The 18117-nt window shown below is 66.5% G+C and carries 20 protein-coding genes; 15 read left to right on the top strand and 5 right to left on the bottom strand.

Going from position 1 to position 18117, the window contains the following annotated elements; all coding sequences use genetic code 11:
* Positions 1 to 69: 69 nt before the first annotated feature.
* On the bottom strand, positions 70 to 231 hold the full coding sequence (rpmF, locus tag ABZS29_RS12550) for a 50S ribosomal protein L32 (protein ID WP_355461245.1): 162 nt from the start codon (positions 229 to 231) through the stop codon (positions 70 to 72).
* A gap of 50 nt (positions 232 to 281) precedes the next feature.
* Here rpmF and rpsR point away from each other — a divergent pair, with 50 nt between their 5' ends.
* Positions 282 to 524 carry a 30S ribosomal protein S18 gene (gene rpsR, locus ABZS29_RS12545; RefSeq protein WP_355461243.1) on the top strand — a complete coding sequence of 81 codons (243 nt, stop codon included), beginning with the start codon at positions 282 to 284 and terminating at the stop codon, positions 522 to 524.
* 1 nt (position 525) lies between these two features.
* Here the strand turns inward: rpsR and ABZS29_RS12540 are convergent, their stop codons facing one another.
* From ABZS29_RS12540 to ABZS29_RS12530, 3 genes are read right to left on the bottom strand one after another with little or no spacing between them, the layout of a single operon-like run.
* Positions 526 to 876, bottom strand: a complete 351-nt coding sequence (locus ABZS29_RS12540; RefSeq protein ID WP_355461241.1) for a hypothetical protein — start codon at positions 874 to 876, stop codon at positions 526 to 528.
* Positions 877 to 892: 16 nt separating this feature from the next.
* Positions 893 to 1534, bottom strand: coding sequence for a response regulator transcription factor (locus ABZS29_RS12535; RefSeq protein WP_355461239.1), 642 nt, complete (start codon positions 1532 to 1534; stop codon positions 893 to 895).
* Positions 1531 to 3060 (bottom strand): PspC domain-containing protein, encoded by a 1530-nt coding sequence (locus tag ABZS29_RS12530; RefSeq protein WP_355461237.1) that lies wholly within the window; start codon positions 3058 to 3060, stop codon positions 1531 to 1533. The genes ABZS29_RS12535 and ABZS29_RS12530 overlap by 4 nt, the downstream gene beginning before the upstream one ends.
* Before the next feature lie 184 nt (positions 3061 to 3244).
* Here ABZS29_RS12530 and ABZS29_RS12525 point away from each other — a divergent pair, with 184 nt between their 5' ends.
* From ABZS29_RS12525 to ABZS29_RS12475, 11 genes are all read left to right on the top strand, one after another.
* Positions 3245 to 4534: a PspC domain-containing protein gene (locus ABZS29_RS12525; protein ID WP_355461235.1), complete on the top strand. Its 1290-nt coding sequence runs from the start codon at positions 3245 to 3247 to the stop codon at positions 4532 to 4534.
* Positions 4531 to 4716 carry a hypothetical protein gene (locus ABZS29_RS12520; RefSeq protein WP_355461233.1) on the top strand — a complete coding sequence of 62 codons (186 nt, stop codon included), beginning with the start codon at positions 4531 to 4533 and terminating at the stop codon, positions 4714 to 4716. Before ABZS29_RS12525 ends, ABZS29_RS12520 begins: the two co-directional genes overlap by 4 nt.
* Positions 4717 to 4790: 74 nt before the next feature.
* Positions 4791 to 4991, top strand: a complete 201-nt coding sequence (locus ABZS29_RS12515; RefSeq protein ID WP_132410129.1) for a cold shock domain-containing protein — start codon at positions 4791 to 4793, stop codon at positions 4989 to 4991.
* Between the two features lie 76 nt (positions 4992 to 5067).
* Positions 5068 to 6219: an L-histidine N(alpha)-methyltransferase gene (locus ABZS29_RS12510; protein WP_355461231.1), complete on the top strand. Its 1152-nt coding sequence runs from the start codon at positions 5068 to 5070 to the stop codon at positions 6217 to 6219.
* Complete coding sequence (locus ABZS29_RS12505) at positions 6216 to 6797, top strand: hypothetical protein (protein ID WP_355461230.1); 582 nt, start codon at positions 6216 to 6218, stop codon at positions 6795 to 6797. The genes ABZS29_RS12510 and ABZS29_RS12505 overlap by 4 nt, the downstream gene beginning before the upstream one ends.
* 127 nt (positions 6798 to 6924) lie before the next feature.
* Positions 6925 to 8937, top strand: a complete 2013-nt coding sequence (locus tag ABZS29_RS12500; RefSeq protein ID WP_355461228.1) for a hypothetical protein — start codon at positions 6925 to 6927, stop codon at positions 8935 to 8937.
* 65 nt (positions 8938 to 9002) lie between these two features.
* Complete coding sequence (locus ABZS29_RS12495; protein ID WP_355461226.1) at positions 9003 to 10259, top strand: extracellular solute-binding protein; 1257 nt, start codon at positions 9003 to 9005, stop codon at positions 10257 to 10259.
* A complete protein-coding gene (locus ABZS29_RS12490; RefSeq protein ID WP_355461224.1) occupies positions 10256 to 11188 on the top strand; it encodes a sugar ABC transporter permease in 933 nt (310 codons plus the stop codon). The genes ABZS29_RS12495 and ABZS29_RS12490 overlap by 4 nt, the downstream gene beginning before the upstream one ends.
* Positions 11188 to 12060, top strand: coding sequence for a carbohydrate ABC transporter permease (locus ABZS29_RS12485; RefSeq protein ID WP_355461222.1), 873 nt, complete (start codon positions 11188 to 11190; stop codon positions 12058 to 12060). The genes ABZS29_RS12490 and ABZS29_RS12485 overlap by 1 nt, the downstream gene beginning before the upstream one ends.
* 782 nt (positions 12061 to 12842) lie before the next feature.
* On the top strand, positions 12843 to 13073 hold the full coding sequence (locus ABZS29_RS12480) for a hypothetical protein (RefSeq protein WP_355461220.1): 231 nt from the start codon (positions 12843 to 12845) through the stop codon (positions 13071 to 13073).
* 199 nt (positions 13074 to 13272) lie between these two features.
* Positions 13273 to 14547 (top strand): helix-turn-helix transcriptional regulator, encoded by a 1275-nt coding sequence (locus tag ABZS29_RS12475; protein ID WP_355461219.1) that lies wholly within the window; start codon positions 13273 to 13275, stop codon positions 14545 to 14547.
* On the opposite strand, the gene ABZS29_RS12470 is transcribed toward ABZS29_RS12475, so the two are convergent.
* The gene (locus tag ABZS29_RS12470) at positions 14520 to 16253 is read right to left on the bottom strand and encodes a prolyl oligopeptidase family serine peptidase (protein WP_355461217.1); all 1734 of its coding nucleotides are present in this window, start codon (positions 16251 to 16253) and stop codon (positions 14520 to 14522) included. The two genes, ABZS29_RS12475 and ABZS29_RS12470, sit on opposite strands and share 28 nt — an antisense overlap.
* An 81-nt stretch (positions 16254 to 16334) precedes the next feature.
* Between ABZS29_RS12470 and ABZS29_RS12465 the strand changes: the two genes are divergently transcribed.
* The 3 genes from ABZS29_RS12465 to tgmB all read left to right on the top strand — a co-directional run bounded on the left by ABZS29_RS12465 (position 16335) and on the right by tgmB (position 18117).
* Entirely contained in the window at positions 16335 to 16859 is a 525-nt protein-coding gene (locus ABZS29_RS12465; RefSeq protein WP_355461215.1) for a hypothetical protein, read from the top strand.
* A 78-nt stretch (positions 16860 to 16937) separates the two neighbouring features.
* Positions 16938 to 17168, top strand: coding sequence for a putative ATP-grasp-modified RiPP (gene tgmA / locus ABZS29_RS12460; RefSeq protein ID WP_355461213.1), 231 nt, complete (start codon positions 16938 to 16940; stop codon positions 17166 to 17168).
* Between the two features lies 1 nt (position 17169).
* Complete coding sequence (tgmB, locus tag ABZS29_RS12455; RefSeq protein WP_355461211.1) at positions 17170 to 18117, top strand: ATP-grasp ribosomal peptide maturase; 948 nt, start codon at positions 17170 to 17172, stop codon at positions 18115 to 18117.

Here is an 18117-nt window from a genome sequence, read left to right as displayed (position 1 = left end):
CACCGCACCTGCCGGGGTGGCGAATGTGTGCCCTGTCCACAACTAGACACCCGGTTCCGGCCGCCGGTCTCAGTCGATGAGACCGAGCTGGTACGCACGGACCAGCCGGCGCGGCACCCGGAGCTGTTTGCCGTTCACGACGATCGGCACCAGGTCGGCCGGAACGGCCTTCCACTGGGCCCGGCGGTGGCGGGTGTTGGAGCGGGACATCTTGCGTTTCGGAACGGCCATGGGGCTATGCTAAATGAAAATGACTTTCAACACCAAGGAGGCATCGAACGATGGCGCGACGACCACCGGTCACCGGCAAGCGCAAACCCAAGGAGAACCCGCTGGACCGCGACGGCATCACGTTCGTCGACTACAAGGACACCGCGCTGCTGCGGAAGTTCATCTCCGACCGCGGCAAGATTCGCTCGCGCCGGGTGACCGGGCTGAGCGTCCAGCAGCAGAAGCAGGTCGCCCGGGCGATCAAGAACGCCCGGGAGATGGCTCTGCTCCCCTACACCTCGACCGCGCGCTGACTCACCAGAAGACGGCGATCGCGGCGTTCACCGCGGTCAGTCCGCCGATCGCGAAGAACGTGCCGCGGGTCAGCGCCGGCTTCTTGCGGTAGGCGAAGACCAGCCCGGTGATCACCAGCAGGATGACCAGCTTCACGCCGACCTTCGCGTTGTTCACGGTGAAGTCGTCGTCCTTGATGCCGGAGGCGATCCCGACCAGCAGGATGCCGGTCACCAACTGGGTCAGCGCGCCGTGCAGCATCGCGGCGTTCACCACCGGCGTCTTCGTCTTCAGCTGCGTGAAGAACCCGCCGAACAACGCCGCGAAACCGATCAGGTGCAGGAACGTCAACAGGTGATGCACAAAGTCCATGTGCTCACCCTAGTGATCAGACCAGGCGGCGGTCGGTTGCCCAGCGGGTGAGTTCGTGGCGGTTCGAGAGCTGGAGCTTGCGCAGTACCGACGAGACGTGGGTCTCCACGGTCTTCACCGAGATGAACAGCTCGCGGGCCACCTCCTTGTAGGCGTAGCCGCGGGCGATCAGCCGCAGGACCTCGCGCTCGCGCTGCGAGAGCCGATCCAGGTCCTCGTCGACCGAGGCGATGTCGATCGCGCCGGAGAAGGCGTCCAGCACGAAGCCGGCCAGCCGCGGCGAGAAGACCGCGTCGCCCTCGGCGACCCGGTTGATCGCGTCGACCAGCTCGGTACCGCTGATGTTCTTGGTGACGTAGCCGCGGGCGCCGGCCCGGATCACGCCGATCACGTCCTCAGCGGCGTCGGAGACCGACAGCGCCAGGAACTTCACCTCGGGGTGCCGCTGGTGCACCTGCTTCATCACCTCGGTACCACCGCCGCCGGGCAGGTGGACGTCGAGCAGGACCACGTCCGGCTCCGCCGCGACGATCGCCTTCACCGCGGAGTCGACGTCGTTGCCCTCCCCGACGATGTCGACCGACGCGCCGATCTCGCTGCGCACCCCGGCCCGGAACATGTCGTGGTCGTCGATGACGACAACGCGCCTGCTGCTCATCTGTCCATCTCCAGTCGCACTTCGGTCCCAGTCTCCGGATCGGAGCGCACTGTCGCGCGTCCGCCGTGCCGTTCCATTCTGCCCATCACACTGTGCCGCAACCCGAGCCGGTCGTCCGGTACGCCGTCCACGTCGAAGCCCTTGCCGCGGTCCCGGACGAACATTTCGGCCCGGTCGCCGTCCACCTCGACGAAGACGTCGATCTTGGCCGCACCGGAGTGCTTGGCCGCGTTCACCATCGATTCGCGGGCCGCCCGCACCATCGCCGACATCGGCTCGGTCAGGTCGCAGTCCCCGACCGTCACCACCTCGATCGGGACGCCGTGCGAGTCCTCGACCTCCGCCGCGGCCCGCTTGGCGGCTCCGGACAGCGTCTGGTCGGTCTGGTCGTCCTCGTCGTACAGCCACGACCGCAGCTCCCGCTCCTGCGAGCGGGCCAGCTTCGCAACCGCTTTCGGGTCGTTGGCCTGCTTCTGGATCAGCGCCAGCGTCTGCAGCACCGAGTCGTGCAGGTGCGCGGCCATGTCGGCGCGCTCCTGGGACCGGATGCGCTCAGCGCGCTCGGCGTTCAGGTCTCTGTTCAGTCGCTGCACCCACGGACCGGCGATGACTCCCAGCCCGACGACCGCCAGCAGCAGCGCGATCAGTACGTCGCCGACCTGCGACAGCTTGCCGTTCTGCACCAGGAACACGGCAACCGCCGTACCGACCAGGATCAGACCGACCGCCAGCCGGATCAGCGACTTGGCACCGCCCTTGCCGAGCAGTACGCCGAGCACCGGCACGCGGACGCCCTCACGCCACTCGGCCTTCTGCCCGTCGTCGGCCTGCCGCCAGATCAGCGCCAGACCGGTCCCGGCGAAGACCAGCGGCCAGAACATCTTCCCGGCGATCCCGATCCCGGCGACCTGCAGCAACAGCAGTACGGCGGCGCCGACGACCACCAGCGCGGTCACCTGCCCGCGGTTCTTCTCCCGCTTCTGCGCCTTCGCCGCGGCCACCGGAGGCGGTGGCTCATCCGACCGCAGGCCGCTGCGAGTGTGGGCGGCCAGTCCGGGCGCGGCCGGCGCAACCGGCGTACCGAGGGGCATGAGGAACCACAGCGCCGCATAGATCAGTACGCCGAACCCGCCGAACACCGTGGCGGCGATCAGCACCAGGCGCACCAGCGTGTCCGAGATACCGAGATGGTCGGCGACGCCGCCGGCCACGCCGGCCACGATCCGGCCTTCGGTACGCCGGTAGGCGCGTCGTACGGGCGGGAGGTCGGACGGACGGCCGGTGCCGAGCGCGGCTGGTCCAGGCGGTGGCGGACCGGTCGGGCCGACACCGCCAACACCACCACCGGCCGCCGCGGCCTGCCGCGCGGCATAGGCGGCGTACGGGCCTCGATACTGCCTTGGACCCTCCGGACCCCAGCCTTTATAACGCCACTGGTCGGTCTGCCCCTGGGCAGGCTCAGCTGCGGCTGGGGCTCCGTTCTCGGAGCTCCCATCCGGCGGCGCGGCGGAGGCTGGCTGACTCATCACCACGATCGTCACATGCCGACCGGGCCGATACCAGCAGGCTTGTCCCCGGCCGGCTCCTCAACACGCGCCCGCGCCCGGTCAGGGTCGGCTCGGGGGAAACCCCGGCCGGAGGGCGCATCCGGGGCAGGTCAGGGGAGATCCCCGATGCCGCCGGAGCCGCCCGGGGCGCAGTATCGATGCCATGGACCAGAACTCGAGCGGCCCCGGAGGGTTCGACCGCAGCCGCCTGCAGAACGTGCAGAGCTGGCAACGCAGCCGGTCGGACCGGATGGTGGCCGGGGTCTGCGGCGGGGTCGGCCGGGCGCTGAACATCGACCCGGTGCTGATCCGGGTGGTGATGGCCGTGCTGATCATCAGTGGTCCCGGCATCATCTTCTACATCGCCGGTTGGCTGCTGATGCCGGACGAGCGCAGCGACCGCTCCCCCGCGGAGGGTCTGCTCGGCGGCCGGATCCGCCCGGACCACCCGTGGCTGGGCCCGGTCATCGTCGGCATCGCCGTGTTCGCCGCCATCGCGATGATGTCGTCGTTCGACTTCGGGCGCTTCGTGCCGGGCCCGCTCGTGGTGCTCGCGATCATCGGAGTGGTCGCCTACAACCGCAAGGGCGGCCGCCGCGGCCGCGGGAACGCCCGCAGCCAGTGGTCGGGTCCCAACGGCGCCTGGACACACGGCCAGCCCGGCTGGACGCAGACCCAGTCGCAGAGCACGCCCGCTGCGCCCCCGGCCGCGCCTGCCGCAGCCCCGCGACCGCAGGACCGCGTCAGCGAGCCGGTCCAGCCGGTGTGGACCGAGGACGACCCACTAGGCCTGTACGTCGACGAGCAGCCGACCGCCTCCCCCGCCACAACCCGTACGGCGCAGCCACCGGTCAAGGGCGCTCGCGGCGTGAAGTCGATCGTCGTACTGCTGACCGGCGCAGCCATCGGGATCGCAGCGCTGGCCGGAGCGGCCACGCCGACCATGCTGTTCATCGGAGTGGCAATGCTCGGCACCGGCATGTTGGTCGGCGGTTTCGTCGGCCGGACGGCCGGACTGCTCCCGCTGGGCCTGCTGCTCGCGGCCGGAGCGGTGGCGAGCACGCTGTTCCCGAATGTGCCGCGGAACTTCGCCGACGTGAACTACATCGCGCCGGCCGGTCAGGTCATCGGTGCGACCGGCACCGGGACGTCGTACACGTTCGATGCCGGTTCGGTGAAGCTGGACCTGACCAAGGCCACCTTCGGCCCGGACGCCAAGATCGAGGTGCACGGCCGCGCGGGTGATGTGGTGGTCAAGCTGCCGCCGGACGTCGACGTACAGGGTCAGCTGAACGCCGAGCTCGGCGATCTGGTCGCGCTGGGCGGCAAGAAGAGCGGACATGATGCACAGTTGACGGTGAACGACCTGGGTCTCGACCAGAAGGCCGGACCGGAGCAGGTGGTCCTGGACCTGGACATCAAGCTGGGCGCGATCAGGGTGGAGCGGGGATGAGCAAGCCGAAGCCGAAACCGGATGTGGCCGGCATCATCGGCGGAACCGTTCTGACCGGTGGCGCCGCGATCTGGATGCTGAACGACAACGGTGTCCTGCAGACCAAGGACCTGGGCCTGACCGGCGCCCTGCTGCTGCTCGCGGCGGGCATCATCGGACTGGCGGCCTCACACCGCGGCTGACCCGGTGCGTTAGGCTGAGATCCGCTATCAGAGGGGTCCGGGTGCAACGGGTCCCGTGGTCACAGGAGTTCTCGATGGTGCGCGGCACCGTGAAATGGTTCAACGCCGACAAGGGCTACGGCTTCCTCGCCGTGGACGGGCAGGACGACGTCTTCGTCCACTGGAGCAAGATCGTCTCCGACGGGTACAAGACCCTCGAGGACGGCCAGCCCGTCGACTTCCAGATCATCGACGGCCCCAAGGGCCGCGAGGCGGAAGCTGTCACGCCCGTCTGAGGGCGGCGTTTTCGAGACTGCGCGGCTGGACGGCAACCGGTAACCTGACCACCTCACCGTGGGAGGGGTCCGAGACGTGACAGAGCCGGTACACGTGGTCCGGAGGCTGGAGCAGGCGCTGGCCGACGACGACTTCTCGTGGACGTTCGTGCTGGTGGGTGAGGATCAGACCGACAAGCTCGCCACGCTGACCGGCGACCTGCGCGGTCCGGTCTCGAAGACCGGCGACGGCAAGGAGATCACCTCAGGTTTCGCGTACTGGGGGATCGGCCCGACGATCGCCTGGGCGAACGCGACCAACGACCCGTTCTACCTGGTGATGAAGGCCGGTACGGAGTCCTTCCAGCGGCACTGGCGCAAGGTCAAACCGCATGTGGACAAGGGCGGCTTCCACTTCGTCAGCCTCGGGATCGGGACCGGGGTGAAGGACCGGACGATCCTGGAGGACCTGCGCCGGCGGAACCCGGACATGTTCTACATCCCGGTCGACATGAGCTCGGAGATGCTCCGGCTCGGCGCCCAGGAGTCGGTCCGCGGCGGTCATTTCCCGATCGCTCAGGTGCTACCGGTCCAGATCGACTTCTCGATCCGCGACAACATGTCCGAGCTGGCCCAGATGCTCGGCCGGCTGATCGGTGACGAGCCGCTGCTCTACAGCCTGACCGGGAACACCCTGGCCAACTTCGACGACGACGAGGACCTGCTGCAGCTGATCACCGACGTCCTGCGGCCGCAGGACCGGCTGCTGCTCGAGGTCGCCAGCACGACCCGGCTGGACGCGGAGGCGGCGAAGGCCGCTGCCGACGAGTACCACCAGACCAGGGCGTTCACGGAGTTCGTCACCAGCGCGCTGCGCTACAACACCGATCTGAAGGTCGACAACGAGCGGATCAAGTTCGTCGGCGAGATCGAGGACGAGGACGCGCTGCTGGTGAAGGTCCTCTGGCAGAACGACACCGACGAGGTGATCCGAATGGGGCTGCCGGACCACACCGAGGTGGTGCTGCCGATCGGCGACACCATCCGCCTGTACACGACCCGGAAGTACTCCACCACCCGCCTGAAGCGGCTCACCACCGCCTGCCAACTGACGCCCGTGGAGGCGATCCAGTCCCAGTTCCGCTACCAGCGGCGGCCGAACCCGTTCGGCCTCGAACTGTTGCTACTCGCCCCCGAGTCCTCCGGCGAGCACGACCGCACCCTGGCCGACGACATCTGGGCGCGATGACACGACTTTGGAAGCGGCATCGCCGTACGGTCGTGACGACCATCAGCTACGGCTTGCTCGCGTTGGCGTTCGTGCTGGGCGTGATTTGGTTTCTCTGGCCGGACAACTCCCGCTGGGAGCCGGCGGTCAACTCGCTGACGCTGGTCGCGGGGCTCACCGGCATCTTCGTCGAGCGGCTGACGGCCGAGTCGGAACGCCGTACCGAGGTGTTGCGAGCGGTCGGCGACGAGCTGCGTGAGAACACCCGCCTGCTGAACGACGAGCGATTCTCGCCGCAGGCACCGGCGATCCGGCAGGTGTACCCGCGGCTGGTCGTCTCGGCGGTGGACCTGGCCTTGGTCTCGGGAGCGCTCGGTCTGCACCGGGACGCGGAGCTGGTCGGCCTGCTGCACCGCTGGCGCGACACGGTGCACCTGTTCAACCGCCGGCTCGATCTGACCGAGATCAGCACGTTCTCCCCCACGACGTCATCCGAGGAGCTCGCGGCGTTCCACCGCGCCCTGCACCGGCAGAACAACTACTTCACCGTGACGCGGGATCAGCTGGCCGAGCTGCTCGCCAAGCTCCCGCCCCGCTAACGGGCAGGACCGTAAAGACCGCTCCGCACTGCCACAACTGCCAATTCCTGCTGAGCCGTTGACTTCGTCATGCCTCCGGCGCTTACTTTCGGACAGGACCGTAAATACGGCACCCCCGGAGGCAACGTTGCGATCGATCCGCCCGCTTCTCGCCCTGACCCTCGCCACTGTCCTCGCCGTCGCGCCGGCAGTGCCCGCCGCCGCGGCCGGCCCGCCGTACGCCGAAGCCGTGTCGCTCGGTGTCCCGCTGTCCGACGTACTGCTGATCGGTGGCACCGTCGCGCCCGGCCCCGGCGGCAAGACCGCGATCTGGAACGTGTCCACCGGCGGACCGGCGTACCTGAACGCCATCGATCCGGTCGACGGCCACAGCCTGCTCTCGACGCCACTTCCCGGCGCCGAAGGCAGCTACGCGGTCGCCGCGACCCCGACCGGCACGATCTACGTCGGCACCTACAACAACGGGCACCTCTACCGGCTGCGCCCCGGCGCGACCACGGTCGAGGATCTCGGCCGGCCGATCGCCACCGAGACCTTCGTCTGGCGGATCACCACCGACGAGCAGGGCAACGTGTACGGCGGCACCTACCCGAACGGCAAGGTCTTCCGGTACGACGACCAGACCGGCGCCGTCCGCGACTACGGCCGGATCCTCGCGACCCAGACGTACGTGAAGAGCATCGGCTACGCGAACGGCAAGGTGTACACCGGTTCGCTGCCCGACGCCCGCTTCACCGAGCTAGACACCACTACCGGCGCCATCACCGAGCTGCCCCCGCCACCCAACCTCGGCGACCCGAAGGGCAAGTCCGTCTACGACCTGAACGTTCGCGGCGGCCGCGTCTACGTCCGCGTCGGTACGGCGTTCCCCGGCCCGATGTACGTCTGGGACATCGTCTCCCGCACCTGGGTCGACGAGATCCCGACCGCACACGGGCTGGACATCTCGCCACTCGATCCCGAGGGGAAGCTCTACTTCATCCAGGCCAGCGAGCTGAAGCGGTACGACCCGGTCACCAAGACCATGACCGGCACCGGCCTCACCTTCATCGGCCGGATCCAGAACGCCCGCGCCATCGGGTACGCCGACCTCGGCCTGCCGGACTATCCGGGCACCAGCGTGGTCGGCACGCTGTGGCGCGGCGAGGAGTTCCGCTACAACCCGCAGACCGGCAAGTCGGAGATCTTCCAGACCGCGGTCCGGCGCGAGCCGATCGAGATCCTGTCGGTCTCCGGCGGCGCGAAGACCGTCTACACCGGCGGCTATCTCAACGGCGGCATCTCGGCGACCGACCCGAAGACCGGCGCAACCACCTTCCACCGCTTCTCGCAGACCGAGGCGACCCTCGAGGCCTCGGACGGACGGGTCTGGATCGGCACCTACCCCGAGGCTCGGCTCTACTCCTACGAACCCGAGCAGACCTGGAACAGCCTCGAGTACTCCCCCGGTCCGGTCGGCGCGCCGGAGAATCCGAAGCTGGCGGTCAACCTGAAGCCCGAGATCCAGATGCGCGCCCGCGCGCTGGTCGAGGTGAACGGCAAGATCGCGGTCGGCACGGTCCCCGACGGTGACCGGCTGGGCGGCGCGCTCGCCTTCTACGACCCACAGTCCGGCGCCACCACGACGTACCGGAACGTGGTCCAGGACGAGAGCGTGTTCGGTCTGACCGCTCGTCAAGGAATCGTCTACGGCGGTACGTCGATCACCGGCGGACTGGGCACCACCCAGCCGACCCGCGAGTCCGGAACCGTGTTCGCCTGGGACGTGACGGGGTCGCGCAAACTCTGGGAGACGGTGCCGGTGCCGAAGGCGCCGACAGTCTCGGGGGTGACGTTCGGGCCGGACGGAATGCTCTGGGGCGTGGCCGGCAAGACCGTGTTCGCGATGGACCCACGGTATGGGACAGTTCTGAAATCCTTCGTCCTCGGGACGACCTCCCAGACCGGAGACATCGTCGCGACCAGGGACGGGGTGTACGTCAGCATCGACCTGAACAAGATCTACCGGATCGCCCCCGGCCGCTGGCAGACGCCGAAGCTGTACCTCGAGCACCCGCACCGGCGGCTCGCCGTCCAGGGTGGTCAGCGGCTCTTCTTCAGCAACGGGCCCGAACTGTTCCGAGTCGATATCAACCGTTGACACCGGAAATTCCTTCCCATTACTTTCGGTCCTGACCGTTATTCGGTCCTAGCCAGGGGGTTGTGATGAAATCCACCGTCCGCCGCGTCGCGGCGCCGCTCACCGCTTTGGTCCTTGCCGCCGCGCTCAGCTCCTGCGGGGGCGACGACTCCGGTTCCTCGGACAAGAAGAGCGTCACCCTGTGGATGTACCCGGTCATCGCCGACCAGGCCGCCAGTGACACCTACTGGAAGAAGGTCGAGACCGACTTCGAGGCGGCCAACTCGGGCATCGACCTGAAGCTCGAGATGCAGCCGTGGGACAAGCGCGACGAGAAGCTCGCCACGGCCTTCGCCGGCAAGAAGGGTCCGGACGTCGTCCTGCTGATCCCCGACCAGATCCCGCAGTACGTCAAGAACGGCTCGCTCGAGCCGGTCGGCGACGTGGTCGAGGCGGACAAGGACAAGTTCCTGCCGAACGCGATCCCCGGCCTGACCGTCGACGGCAAGGTCTACGGCGCACCGATCTACCACACCGTCACCAGCACCATCTACAACAAGACGGTGCTGACCAAGGCCGGCATCACCAAGCCGCCGGCCACCTGGGACGAGATCAAGGCGGCCGCGCCGAAGCTGAAGGCGGCCGGCTTCTCCACCCTCGACTACTCGGCCTCGCCGGAGGCCACGCTGAACCTGAACTTCTACCCGCTGCTCTGGCAGGCCGGCGGCAAGGTGTTCGCCGACGACGGCAAGTCCGTCACCTTCAACCAGGCTCCGGGCGTGGAAGCGCTGACGTTCCTGAAGACGCTGTGGGACCAGGGCGCGATCCCGAAGAGCGCACTGACCAACGGCAACGCGATCGACAACCAGCCGATCGGCAAGGGCCAGGTCGCGATGGCGTTCACCGCGACGCCGGCCAACGCCGGCCTCGCAGCCAAGAGCTGGGGCGAGGCGAACACCGAGGTCGGCGCGCCGCTGACCGGTGCCAAGCAGGTCGGGTACGGCATTCCCGGCGGTCTCTCGGTGAACGCGGGCTCGGAGAACCTGGACGAGGCGAAGAAGTTCCTCTCGTTCATGATCCAGCCGCCGCAGCTGCAGGCGCTGAGCAAGGCCACCGGCTACTTCACGCCGCGCACCGACGCGAAGGTCGAGGTCACCGACCCGCTGACGCTGAAGTTCGGCCCGGCCCTGCAATACGCCTTCCCCGGTGAGCCGAACCCGGCCGCCCGGCAGATCATGTCGCTGCTGAGCGTCGAGATCCAGGCCGTACTGACTGGCAAGAAGGCACCGCAGCAGGCGCTCGACGATGCTGCCAAGCAGGCCAACGGTCTCCTGACGCGATGACCCAGGTCGGCGTCGGCCGGAGCTCCTCCGCCCGCCGCCCGCGTCCCGTGCCGCTCAGGGGGCGGCACGGTCCGCGGCGGCGGGCGTGGGTCGGCCTGGTGTTCGTGGCGCCGATGCTGGCGCTGTTCCTGGCCTTCCGCTTCCTGCCCGCGGTCGGCGCCGTTTGGCTCTCGTTCACCGACTACCGGCTCAGCGGCCGCTGGAAGTTCATTGCCTTCGACAACTACACCCGGCTGCTGCAGGACTCGTTGTTCCATCAGAGCCTGGTCGTCACGCTGACCTACACGCTGATCTTCGTCCCGCTGACCGTCCTGCTCTCCCTCGGTACGGCGCTGCTGCTGCAGCAGGTCGTCTGGCAACGCGGCTTCTTCCGGGGCGTCTTCTTCCTGCCCTACGTCACCAGCATCGTGCTCGCCGCGGTGATCTGGAAGTGGATCTACGACGCCCAGGACGGCCTGCTGAACGCCGTACTGGGACTGATCTCGGTCGGCCCGATCGACTTCCTCGGCTCGGACAACACGGTGCTGGCGTCGATCGCGGTGGCGTCGGCCTGGAAGGGCTTCGGCTACTCGATGCTGATCCTGCTCGCCGGTCTGCAGGCTGTCCCGAAGTCGTACCTGGAGGCCGCGATGATCGACGGCGCCTCGGCCTCGCAGCGGTTCCGCTACATCACCGTGCCGCAGATCCGGCCGGTGCTGTTCTTCGTCCTGGTGATCGAGACGATCAGCGCCTTCCAGGTCTTCGACGCGATGTACGTGATGACCGGTGGCGGCCCGGTCCGGGCCAGCTACTCGCTCGTCTATCTCTTGTACGACAGCGGTTTCAAGTTCTTCGACTTCGGTTACGCGAGCGCGATCGGCATCGTGCTCTTCCTGATCGTGCTGATCATCTCGCTCGTCCAACGCCGGCTCGTCGGGAAGGACGACTGATGGTGAACCTCCTCGACCGCCCGTCCACCCAGCTTTCCTCCCCGCCAGTCCGCCGTACGACGCGACCGGCGGCCCGCCTGACGCTGCCCACCCTGCTGGCGTTGACCGCGATCGTCACCGTGCTGCCGTTCGTCGCCATGGTCCTGGTCGCCTTCGCACCCCCCAGCGGCCAGACCTTCCCCGACGCCTTCTACCCCTCCCGCTGGACCTTCGACAACTTCACCCGAGTCCTCTCCAGCTCCGACATCCCCCGCTGGACAGTCAACTCGCTGCTGTATTCCTTGGTCTCGGTCGTCTTCGTCCTGCTCTTCGCCGCCATGGCCGGCTACGCCTTCGCCAAGAAGCGCTTCCCCGGTCGCGAACTGATGTTCTGGGCCTTCCTCGCCACCCTGATGGTCCCCTTCCAGGCCACGCTGATCCCGTCGTACATCCTGGTCTCGCGCCTCGACTGGGTCGACAGCTACTGGGGCCTCATCGTCCCCACCCTCGCCAACTCCCAAGCCGTCTTCCTGCTCCGCCAGTTCATCGGCCAACTCCCCGACGAACTCTTCGAAGCCGCCCAGATCGACGGCGCCTCCGAACGCCAGATCTTCACCCTGATCGTGATGCCCCTGATCCGCCCCGCCCTGGCCACCCTGGGAATCTTCGTCTTCCTCTGGCACTGGAACGACTTCCTCTGGCCCTTGGTCATCGGCCAGTCCGCCCACATGCAAACCCTGACCGTAGGCCTGGCCACCCTCCAAACCCAGTCCGTCCCCATCAACCAGATCATGGCCGGCGCCACGATCACGGTCATCCCAAGCTTGTTGGTCTTCGGCCTGCTCCAGCGCTACCTCACTGACAGCATCACCATGTCGGGGTTGAAGGGGTAGTTTCCCCCACGCGTGCTGCCCGCCCACCCTTTGCTTCCCTCCGGGCTACCGCCCGGGCCCTGTGCGCTACCGCGCACCCCCTTCGGGCTTATCGCCCGCCGCCCCCGCGCCTTCGGCGCCCACCCACCCCGTCGCGCGCTCATCGCGCGATCGACCACCCGGGGTACCGAGGGATCGCAGGCGAAAGTGGTTGGTAGCGCCACCCGCCTAACGCTTGAACCTGCGACCAACGGATGCGCTCGTGGAGCTCGATGCGAAGGCGTCGGCGGTCGGCTTCGGTCACGAGAGGCCGTTCCAGGGCGGTGTAGACGGTCTGAAGCATGTGCCCGCGGCGCTTGCCGGATCGCTTGTGGCGCGAGCGCGGGACGTGCCTTGCAAGCATTGAATGCTATGCAAATAGCGATCTAAATAGAGCCAATAGCTCTATTAGAGTCATTCGGATAGATGCGCAGGAATCATTCGGAGGGTCATTCGAATGATCTAGCGAGCTACACCAGCACCGGTGCTGAAATTCATCGAATGGGTGGGTCCGGTCTGGATGATGGAGCGCTAGCGCTAGTGCCACGGAGGATCACTGGAGGGTAGCTGTCATGTAGACAAAGGGCCATCCTCCCATCGACGACGTGTCACCGTCACGCCGACGACAGCGGGGCAAGCTTCGGATCTCAAAATAAATAAGAGGCAATAAGAGGCAATAGAGGCAGCTCAGAACACCCGACACGCCAGATCAAAGATCAGCGTGGCGACTTCACAGAAGGCAATGATTTGTACAGACTCTGCGCATGCTCGCGATAGAGACGTGGCAGCACGTCAATGAGAGTCTTCTGATCGTTCTGGGTTTCGGGAGCCTGCTCCTGTTTCGAAAGCCGCTCGGAAGGCTGCTGGTTCAACTGGAGAGCCTTCAGTCTCCCTTCCTCAGCGCACGCTTCACCAAGCACCGACAGCACGAGGAGGCGGATGACGACGAGAAAGATGACTCGGAGCCACCAGTTGACGTCGGCGCGAGTGAATGAGGCCCGGGAGAGCTCGGCGGGTAGGGAGCGACCGATGGCCCTCGTTGCGGCACGCTGACTGGGTTGCTCAGAGTGTCGGTATCGTGTCCTAATGTAAGACTCTTGGGGAATGCGGCCACCTGATGCACGACGGGCTGGCCCGATCAGTGGGCGTTGCCGGAGCCACGCCGGGGGCGAGAATCGTACTGGGGAGGCGTGAGTGGCACAGGCTCCTCGTCCTCTGACTCCGCAACGATCCATCCGGGACGCCTTCGGTTCGGCTGTGCGAGAACTGCGCGAGCGGAGAGGGCTATCGCAGGCTGATCTAGGATCCTTGGTTTTCGTTAGCAAGGACCAGATCGGCAAGATCGAGAAGGCTCTGCGATGGCCGTCCTCAGAGCTCGTCGCAAATCTTGACCGTGAACTCGGCGCTGCTGGCCTTCTTCAGGCGTTCGAGCCGAGTCTGCGCTCACAACGCCACATCGCTCAGCCCTCAGTGCGGCGAGTCGAGACGACCCTCGAGCGGGCTGCCCTCGACTGGCTGACAACATCCACCGACGAGGTTCGCATCCTGGGGACGGAAGGTTTGGTCGACGAGGAAGAGATCGCGGCCGTCGGCCAGCAGTTGACCAGGTTCAGAGAACTCGATCACGAGCATGGTGCCGGTCGGACGCATCAGCTGGTGTCGAACTACGCATCCGTCGAGCTGGAGCAACTGCTGGCGCGTGTTCCCGTCAACGAGACAACCGCAGCCAAGCTGTACTCGACCGCGGCCGGCTTCTGGGAGCTTGTCGGGTACCAGTCGATCGATCTCGGGCGCGACGACTACGCTCGTGAGTGTTATTTGCGTGCGCTGGAGCTGACCTCGGCCGCCGGTGATCGGCTGTACGGCGGATATCTCCTGTCGGTGAGCAGCGCTCATCTCGCGCTCCACGGGGGTGACGTCGACCAGGCGTTGCGGATGGCCCGGACGGGTATCCACGGGACCTCGCAGATCGCTGACCCGACTGTGCGCTCCGCGTTCGAGGCTGTGGTGGCGAGGGCTGAGGCTCGCCGAGGTGATGAGAAGGCAGCCACGAAGGCGCTGCTCAACGCCGAGGCTCATTTGGAGTCCGCTCATCCAGAAGATTCTCCCGCGTGGATCGGGTACTTCACGCCGGCCTACCTTGCCGACGAAATGGCGCACTCGTTCCATGATCTCGGCCACCAGGTGCTGGCACAGGAGCAGGCGGGAGAGGCACTCAGCAAGATCGCATCGGGCCACGTACGTCGACTCGCGATCGACACTGCCCTGATGGCCTCGTCGCTCGCAAGAGCCGGCGATCCAGATCAGGCCTGCGCTGTGGGCCGCGAAGCGGTTGACCTTGCTGCCCAAACTTCATCCGCGCGCAGCCGCAACCGTATCTACGAACTACGCCAGGAGCTGTTGCCGTTCTCCGACCTGAGGCCGGTCGTCGAATTCGGGGACTACGTACGCTTTGCGCTCTCGGAGTGACCAAGCAACCTGCGGAAGAACGCCAACTCCGCGTCGAGCACCTTCGCGGCCAGATCCGGTGCGGCCAGCGTGTGGCTCGCAGTGTCCAGGATGACTGACTCGCAGTCGGCACCACGCGCTTCAAGTTCCGCAGCCAGCGCAAGCGTGTCCTGTGCCGGAGTGATGGGGTCGTGCAGGCCGTGCACGAGGAGAACCGGGCACTCGATATCAGCAGACCTGACGGCGATCGCCCCCTCCGCCAGCGCGGCGGCGTGAGCGCGCTGGAATCTCGGCACGCTCTGCTCCCACCTCTGAGGATCGACGATTGGAGACCGGGCTACCGCGCCACGGAACGGCCCGGCCATACCTGCGGCGCGAAGGGCTGTGTAGCCACCGGCGCTGGACCCGCAGACGAAGACTTCACCAGCCGATGTGAATCCGGCGTCGATCAGGTATTGGGCGACAGTCGCGCAGTCCGCAACATCGTAGGACCCCCAATGACCGTAGAGACTGCGCCGGAAATCCCTCCCGTGACCGGTGCTGCCTCGGTAGTCGACATCTGCGACGGCGAAGCCTTGGCGGGTGAAGTAGTCAGCCTGCGCGTCGCGCCGAACTGAGACCTCGTCCGTAGGGCCTGGATGTGCGCGAACGATCGTCGGCGCCGTCCACTTGCCGTCGGATTCGGCTGGAGGGTGCAGCAAGAAGTCAATGCCGGCGACCGACATCCGCTCGGGGTTACGGCCCACTGTGCTGGACGGCTCTTGACCAGCGAGAACCGAGTATGAGCCGTCTCGCTCGACAAGTACGACGGACGGCGCTGTGGTGGGTGTGGCTGCGATCATCGCGACTGCGGTGCCTACCGCACAGAGGTAGGGCTTGATCGCGGTGTAAGGCAAATCGATGGTTCGCGAAACGCCGTCCGCGTCGATCAGCATCAGGTGATCTTCGAGGTCCCGGCGGACTCGGATCGCCACCGCTCCGTCAGCAAGGAATGCGTAACTCGCATAGCCGAGCTCCCACGGGGCAGCTGCACAGTCGGCTTCTGTCGCTGTCACTGCTTCGACGCTCTCGCCGTCCCACCTGTAGAGATTGAGCCAACCCGTCCGGTCGGACATGAAGTAGAGATGCCCGTCAGGACCCCAGGTCGGCTCAGTGACCGCCTCTGAGATCCCGCCCGCGACCAGGACCGGAGTGCCCAGGTCGCCCGCACCTTCGCCGTACGTCGCCACCCACAGCTGGGCGCTGTCCCACGGCATCTGGTCGGCCTCCCAACTCAGCCAGGCCAGGCGACCATAGCCGGACCGGGGCGAGGCCAGAAAGCCAGCGGTCTCTTGAAGAGAACGCACATGCCCAGTGTCGATGTCGACTTCAACCAGACGATCTCCGCCAGCGACCTCACAAACAGCCAGGATCGCCTTACCGGCGACCACCAGGTCACCGAACTCGCATGAGGTGGATTCAGTCAGAGGGGAAGCCACCGCGGCGCTGAGCCGGTGGATCCGGTGGTCTTGCGACGAAACGCCCCAAACTCCGGCATCTGAGACGGCAACCGATCCGCCACCGTAGGCATGGACTTCATTGCCAATGGCAAAGCCGGCGGGCGCCCCACGAGTCGCGCCATCGCTGACAGTCCACCTGACGAGTTGGTCGCCGTCCTCGCCTGACTGCACCCAGAACAGGGAGCCGGCGTGGGCTGTCAGGCCATCGAACGCCGCAGGAATCGCCACGTTCAGATGCTATCGAAATCGCCTTGCGCAGCAGCTATCAGGCCGTGGCGCGGGCAGCATGCGGACAGTTCGGTTGTCCGCATGGCGCATCTCGACTCCCACCTGCCTGGTCTCCAAACTCGAAGACGTAGCAGCGAATCCGCCATCCCCGGCCATCCCACCGCGCGGGATGGCGGACCACCGTTTACATGCCAGCAGGGCAAGCAGGAGGCGAGCACGGTCATGGGGGAAGTCATCAAGTTGCGGCCTCTGGTGTTGGGCTATGCCCGGCTCGCGCCGTTCGCGGGTCACGGCCAGCACTCGGTTGTGCATGCGCTGCTGTCCAGCTATGCGAACAGGGCAGGGCTGCAACTCGGCACGGTCTACTTCGATCGCTGGGGCTCGCCTCCCTTGTTCGTTCACGACGAACCCACGCCAGCCTTCAACGGCCTGCTCGCCGGCCTTAGGGAGTCGCGCGCGGCGGGTGTGGTCGTCCCGTCCTTGGACACCTTCGGCCACGAGATGGTCAGGTGCGTTGCTGAGCTGGAGGACGACCTGTGCGTGGTCGTACACCCGGTCGACGCTGAAGGCGTCCACGATCCCCGCGACCAGGTCGCGGCCCCCTGAACGGCGGGGCGGGTGCAAGGTCCCTGTGCCTGCCCGCTCCGCCTTACAAGAAAGTTCGCCACCGAGAAGGAGTTCCAGATGAGTGCAAATCTGCTCGCCCCGCCCTTTGGGGCGCGTCACCTCACTACGCCCGAGCGGGCACCGAGGTTGGAGGTTCCGATGTCGTACAGCGCAAAGCAGCAACTGAACATCGATGCCGATGGCAACCCGTACCACGCGCTGACGAACGCGCTGCCCGAGACCAACACCGAGACCGACACTGGCGACGGCCAGCGGCCCGGGTCGGACAACGCGACCGACAACTACTGATATGAACACAGTCCTGGTGCTGACCGGCCGCAGCGACATCACGGCCGACGCGGTGGTTGACGAGCTGACGAGGAGGCGAGCGAAAGTAGTTCGGTACGACACTGCGGACTTTCCCATCTCCTCGAAGATCGCAGTCACCCTCGACTCCCAGGGCTGGCAAGGAACGCTGAGCGGCGACCACCCCATTGAGCTGGAAACCATCAGTTCAGTGTGGTGGCGCCGCCCAGGCGAGTTCTCGATTCCCACCGGGTGGCCCGATGAGGCGCGCGCATTTGCGGCCTCGGAGGGTCGAGTGGGTGTTCTCGGTGTTCTCGGCTCCTTGCCTGCTCGATGGATCAACCACCCCGCCCGCGACTCTGCGGCCAACTACAAGCCGGTACAGCTCGCCGTAGCGGCTCGGGCCGGCTTGGAGGTGCCTCGAACCACGATCACGTCCGACCTGAAAAAGGTCTTGGCCTTCATCGGTGACGAGGAGATGATCTACAAGGGCCTCAGTGGGGGCGTCCTCACTCCGGACCTCCGTCACCGCTACATCCCCACTACGTTGCTCCGGGCTGCTGACCTGGACGAGGCGGTGGCAGGAACAGCTCATCTGATTCAGGAGCGTGTCCCGAAGGCGTTCGAGGTTCGGTTGACAGTGATCGGTGACCGGATGTTCCCGGTGGCCATTCACGCGGGTAGTGAGGCCGGCAAGCTTGACTGGCGCACCGACTACGCGTCTCTGACGTATGAGCGGCTGGAAGTGCCCGTTGACGTGGAGAAGGGTGTCCGGCTCTTGATGGACGAGCTGGGTCTGTTTTACGGCGCGCTGGACTTCGCCGTGACGCCGGACGGGCGTTGGGTGTTCTTCGAGGTGAACCCAAATGGTCAGTGGCACTGGCTCGCGGTGAAAGCTGGTATCCCGATGGTGGAGGCTATGGCCGACGCCTTACAACGAAAGGACCAGTAG

Source organism: Kribbella sp. NPDC005582 (genome assembly GCF_040605415.1).
Classification (GTDB): domain Bacteria; phylum Actinomycetota; class Actinomycetes; order Propionibacteriales; family Kribbellaceae; genus Kribbella.
Note: the sequence above shows the minus strand (reverse complement) of the source record. Positions and strands in the feature narration are given on the sequence as shown.

Coding starts and splice junctions, on each gene's coding strand:
- rpmF (WP_355461245.1), bottom strand. CDS start 231: ATGGCCGTTCCGAAACGCAAGATGTCCCGCTCCAACACCCGCCACCGC.
- rpsR (WP_355461243.1), top strand. CDS start 282: ATGGCGCGACGACCACCGGTCACCGGCAAGCGCAAACCCAAGGAGAAC.
- ABZS29_RS12540 (WP_355461241.1), bottom strand. CDS start 876: ATGGACTTTGTGCATCACCTGTTGACGTTCCTGCACCTGATCGGTTTC.
- ABZS29_RS12535 (WP_355461239.1), bottom strand. CDS start 1,534: ATGAGCAGCAGGCGCGTTGTCGTCATCGACGACCACGACATGTTCCGG.
- ABZS29_RS12530 (WP_355461237.1), bottom strand. CDS start 3,060: ATGAGTCAGCCAGCCTCCGCCGCGCCGCCGGATGGGAGCTCCGAGAAC.
- ABZS29_RS12525 (WP_355461235.1), top strand. CDS start 3,245: ATGGACCAGAACTCGAGCGGCCCCGGAGGGTTCGACCGCAGCCGCCTG.
- ABZS29_RS12520 (WP_355461233.1), top strand. CDS start 4,531: ATGAGCAAGCCGAAGCCGAAACCGGATGTGGCCGGCATCATCGGCGGA.
- ABZS29_RS12515 (WP_132410129.1), top strand. CDS start 4,791: ATGGTGCGCGGCACCGTGAAATGGTTCAACGCCGACAAGGGCTACGGC.
- ABZS29_RS12505 (WP_355461230.1), top strand. CDS start 6,216: ATGACACGACTTTGGAAGCGGCATCGCCGTACGGTCGTGACGACCATC.
- ABZS29_RS12495 (WP_355461226.1), top strand. CDS start 9,003: ATGAAATCCACCGTCCGCCGCGTCGCGGCGCCGCTCACCGCTTTGGTC.
- ABZS29_RS12490 (WP_355461224.1), top strand. CDS start 10,256: ATGACCCAGGTCGGCGTCGGCCGGAGCTCCTCCGCCCGCCGCCCGCGT.
- ABZS29_RS12485 (WP_355461222.1), top strand. CDS start 11,188: ATGGTGAACCTCCTCGACCGCCCGTCCACCCAGCTTTCCTCCCCGCCA.
- ABZS29_RS12480 (WP_355461220.1), top strand. CDS start 12,843: ATGCTCGCGATAGAGACGTGGCAGCACGTCAATGAGAGTCTTCTGATC.
- ABZS29_RS12465 (WP_355461215.1), top strand. CDS start 16,335: ATGGCGCATCTCGACTCCCACCTGCCTGGTCTCCAAACTCGAAGACGT.
- tgmA (WP_355461213.1), top strand. CDS start 16,938: ATGAGTGCAAATCTGCTCGCCCCGCCCTTTGGGGCGCGTCACCTCACT.
- tgmB (WP_355461211.1), top strand. CDS start 17,170: ATGAACACAGTCCTGGTGCTGACCGGCCGCAGCGACATCACGGCCGAC.